Source organism: Pseudomonas sp. (assembly GCF_049645325.1).
In the GTDB taxonomy this organism is placed as follows: domain Bacteria; phylum Pseudomonadota; class Gammaproteobacteria; order Pseudomonadales; family Pseudomonadaceae; genus Aquipseudomonas.
Map to the genome: position 1 here is coordinate 1 of NZ_JBARTQ010000140.1, position 4,186 is coordinate 4,186.

3 protein-coding genes are annotated in these 4,186 nt (G+C 64.3%); 1 reads left to right on the forward strand and 2 read right to left on the reverse strand.

The annotated features are described in order from the left end of the window. Positions 1-13: 13 nt before the first annotated feature. Together WBB95_RS06175 and WBB95_RS06180 are read right to left on the reverse strand one after the other, a co-directional pair. Positions 14-1,456, reverse strand: coding sequence for an aldehyde dehydrogenase family protein (locus WBB95_RS06175; RefSeq protein WP_424486758.1), 1,443 nt, complete (start codon positions 1,454-1,456; stop codon positions 14-16). Next, positions 1,453-3,078: a 5-guanidino-2-oxopentanoate decarboxylase gene (locus tag WBB95_RS06180; RefSeq protein WP_424486759.1), complete on the reverse strand. Its 1,626-nt coding sequence runs from the start codon at positions 3,076-3,078 to the stop codon at positions 1,453-1,455. Before WBB95_RS06180 ends, WBB95_RS06175 begins: the two co-directional genes overlap by 4 nt. A gap of 109 nt (positions 3,079-3,187) precedes the next feature. Here WBB95_RS06180 and WBB95_RS06185 point away from each other — a divergent pair, with 109 nt between their 5' ends. Next, entirely contained in the window at positions 3,188-4,066 is an 879-nt protein-coding gene (locus tag WBB95_RS06185) for a LysR substrate-binding domain-containing protein (RefSeq protein WP_424486760.1), read from the forward strand. Positions 4,067-4,186 lie beyond the last annotated feature (120 nt).

A 4,186-nucleotide genomic window follows, 5' to 3' on the forward strand; every position in this document is an offset into this window, starting at 1 on the left:
GGATTGTTCGGTGCTAGTTAGCCCTGATCACATGCTTGATTTCCTGAAACGCCGCCAACCCCCAGGGCCCCAACTCGCGGCCGATGCTGCTTTGTTTGTAACCGCCCCACGCGGTTTGCGGGAAGATCACCTGCGGCGCGTTGATCCACACCAGGCCGGCCTGCAAGGCATTGGCCACGCGCTCGGCGGTTTCGGTATCGGCGCTGACCACACTGGCGACCAGGCCGAAGTCACTGTCATTGGCCAAAGCAATGGCCTCGTCCTCAGTGGTAAAACGTCGTACACACAGCACCGGCCCGAAGATTTCTTCGTTCCACAACGCGCTGTCCAACGGCACGTCGGTGAACACCGTCGGGCGAATGAAAAAACCCTTCGCCAGGTCAGCCGGGCGTTCACCGCCGCACAGCAACCGCGCGCCGTCCTCAACGCCGCGCCGGATGTGCCCCAGCACGCGCTGATACTGCGCGCGGTTGATCAAGGCGCCCATTTCCACGTCATCGGCAAACGGGTCTGCTACGCGAATCCCTTCAGCGCGCGTCTGCAAACGGTGCAGGAACTCATCTGCGAGGCGGTCAGCCACAAGCACACGACTGGTCGCCGAACAGATCTGCCCGGCGTTGAAAAAACCACCGCCACACGCCAGCTCAACCGCCAGGTCGAGGTCGGCATCGGCCAGCACCAGCAATGAGGATTTGCCGCCCAGCTCCAGGCTCACGCCCTTGATGGTTTCAGCGGCGCGTTGCATCACTTGCACGCCGACGGCGTTGCTGCCGGTGAAGGAGATCTTCGCCACGCGGCGATCCGCCGCCAAGGGCGCGCCCACCGCCAAACCGGTGCCGCAGACCAGGTTGAACACGCCCGCCGGCAAGCCCGCGTCCGCAATGATGCGGGCCAACTGCAGCTCCGCCAGGGGCGTGACTTCCGACGGCTTGAGCACCACGCAGCAACCGGCCGCCAGGGCCGGGGCGAGCTTCCAGGCGGTGGTCACCATCGGGAAGTTCCACGGCACGATCAGCCCCACCACGCCGCAGGGTTCGCGGCGCAGGCGCGCGCTGAAATCAGCGCTGGGCAGTGCCACCGGGCGGTCCTGTGCGGCGTCCATTTCTTCGGCCACCGTGGCGTAATAGTCGAAGGTGGCGATCACGTCGTCCACATCGATGCCCGCTTCAAACAACGGTTTGCCGTTGTTGCTCGACTGCACATGCATCAGGTGTTCGCGCTGCTCGCTCACGCCCTGGGCGATCTTGCGCAGCAGGGCGCCACGGTCACGGCCGGTGCTTTTTGACCAATCGACAAAGGCCGCACTGGCCGCATCGACAGCCTGGGTGACGGCGGTCGCATCACCGACGCTGACGTGTGCCAAGGTTGCTTCAGTGGCGGGGTTGATCACTTCAAGCACGTCGTGGCCCGCACGCCATTCACCACCGATAAACACCCCGTTCAATACTGTGCTCATACCGCTACCTCCTTCATCCAGCGTCCCTGGTCGATTTCAATCAGCGTCGGCCGCTGACGATCAGCGGCGGCGCGCAAAGCCGTGCGCAAGTGTTCGATGCCCTGGACGCTTTCGGCGGCGCAGCCGAGTGCCTTGGCCACACCGATAAAGTCCGGCGTATAGATGTCCACGCCAACGGGTTCGATGGCGCGGTTGACCATGTACTTCTTGATCTCTTCGTAGCCCTGGTTATTCCACAGCAACACGATCACCGGCGTGCGCGCTTCCACGGCGCTGGCCAGTTCCGGCAAGGTGAATTGCAGCCCGCCATCGCCGATCAGGCACACCACCGGTTGCCCGTCGCCGCGCCCCAGCCACGCACCGATGGCGGCGGGCAGGGCGTACCCCAAGGTGCCGTAGCCGGTCGATGAGTTGAACCAGCGGCGCGGGTGGTCGAGGTTCAAGGTCAGGTTGCCGCTGTACACCGGCTGAGTAGAGTCACCCACCATCACAACGCCGGGCAGTGCTTTCAGCACCGTATTGAGGAACAGGGTTTGTGCGCGGGTGGCAGCGTCCCAGGTGGGCGTCAATTCGGCCCACAGCCGGGCAACGCGTTGAGCGCCCCACTCGGCATCGCGCGCCGGCAATGCCTGGCTGCCCAGCTCGGCCAGCAGGGCCGTAGCGGCCATTTGCGCATCAGCCACCAGCGCCACGTGGGGCGGGTAGTTGCGCACGGTCTGGTCGGGGTCGATGTCGATGCGCAGCAGTGCGCCGGGGAGCTTGAAACCACCGGCGAAGGTCACGTCATAGTCGGTTTCCGCCAGCTCCGTGCCGATGGCCAGCACCACATCGGCTTCGGCGACCAGCGCGCGGGTGGCGACCAGCGTCTGCGTCGAACCTATCAGCAGCGGGTGCGCGGAGGGCAGCATGCCCTTGGCGTTGATGGTCAGGGCCACCGGTGCGCCGAGGGTTTCGGCCAGGCGGGTCAGTTGCGCAGCGGCGTCAATGGCGCCGCCACCGGCCAGGATCAACGGGCGTTTTGCGGCAGCGAGTAATTGGCTCATCTGCGTGACCGCCGACGGTGCGGCCCCCGCGCGCGCGACACTGACAGGCTCGCTGCCGAGCAACGCATCGGCGTTTTCCACCAGCACGTCCAGCGGAATCTCGATGTGCACCGGGCGCGGTCGTCCCGCCTGGAACAACGCGAACGCCCGCGCCAACACGCCCGGCAATTCGGCTGCCGACATCAGCGTGTGAGAAAACGCCGCCACGCCCGCGATCATCGCGCCCTGGTTCGGCAGCTCGTGCAACTTGCCGCGCCCGCCGCCCAATTGGCTGCGCGACTGTACGCTGGAAATCACCAGCATCGGGATCGAGTCGGCGTAGGCCTGGCCCATCGCGGTGGTGATATTGGTCATGCCGGGGCCGGTGATGATGAAACACACGCCGGGTTTGCCACTGGTGCGCGCGTAGCCGTCGGCCATGAAGCCTGCGCCCTGCTCGTGGCGCGGGGTGACGTGACGGATGCTCGAACGCGCCAGGCCGCGATACAGCTCCACGGTGTGTACGCCGGGGATGCCGAACACCTGGTCGACGCCGTAGCTTTCCAGGAGGTTGACCAATACTTCGCCGCAGGTCGCCATGTATGTCGCTCTTGTTATTGATTCGAGGCGGTATTGGACCGGCTGGCCCGTAGCGGCAACAATCGATAAAAAGTCATACTAGCCATGTCCCCACGTCATGGCTTAACCGATGAAACGCCTTCCTCCTCTGCCTGCGTTGCACACCTTCTGGGTCACGGCCCAGTGCTGCAACTTCACCCGCGCCGCCGAGCAACTGCACATCACCCAAGGTGCGGTGAGCCGGCAGATTGCCGGGTTGGAAAGCCATTTGGGTTACGCGCTGTTTCAGCGCCAGGCGCGGGGCTTGAGCCTGACCGAAGAAGGCCGCGAATGGTCACTGCGTGCGCAGCAGGTGTTTGGCCTGATTGCAGACGCCGTGGACCAGATCGGCAGCCGCCGCGAGACCTTGCAACTCAAAGCCTCCACCTGCGTGATGCGCTGGCTGCTGCCGCGTTTGATGCAATGGCAAAAGGAACGCCCGGACGTGCCGGTGGAGCTGACCACCACCGTGGCCTACACCGTGGACTTTCGTCGCGAGCAGTTCGACGCGGCGGTGATCTATGCGCCCATCGCCGAGCAGTCGGCGGCGGCGCGGCATTTGTTTGATGAGCAACTCACGCCAGTCTGCGCGCCGGCGTTGCTCGCTGGCTTGCACACCCCGGCTGATCTGCAACAACAGGTGCTGCTGCACCCCACGCGGGATGAGCGCGATTGGGCGTTGTGGCTGAAGGCTGCGAATACGCGGCTGGGCAATCTGGCCCAGGGGCATCATTTTGAAACGCTGGACTTGGCCATGACCGTGGCCTCCCAAGGTTCGGGCGTAGCGATTGGCGACAGTGCGCTGATTGGCGAAGACCTGAAAGCGGGGCGGTTGGCGACGCCGTTTGAACTGCGGGTGCCGACGGGGATGGGGTATTACCTGGTGTATCCGCCGGGGACGGAGCCGTCGGTGGGGCTGGAAGCCTTGATGGATTGGTTGGTCGGTCAGGCGCAACGGTCATTAGTGTGATGATCCAGTTGTGTGGCGATTCAGGTAGGTGTGCGTGCATATCCGATAGTGGGGTGATGGCCTCTATTGGTTCCGCTCTTACAGCGGGTCACTTTCGAAAAGCGCGAAAGTAACCAAAGC

What these genes read in the sequence shown, in the direction of transcription:
- WBB95_RS06175 (WP_424486758.1), bottom strand. Translation starts at nt 1,456, where the DNA reads ATGAGCACAGTATTGAACGGGGTGTTTATCGGTGGTGAATGGCGTGCG.
- WBB95_RS06180 (WP_424486759.1), bottom strand. Translation starts at nt 3,078, where the DNA reads ATGGCGACCTGCGGCGAAGTATTGGTCAACCTCCTGGAAAGCTACGGC.
- WBB95_RS06185 (WP_424486760.1), top strand. Translation starts at nt 3,188, where the DNA reads ATGAAACGCCTTCCTCCTCTGCCTGCGTTGCACACCTTCTGGGTCACG.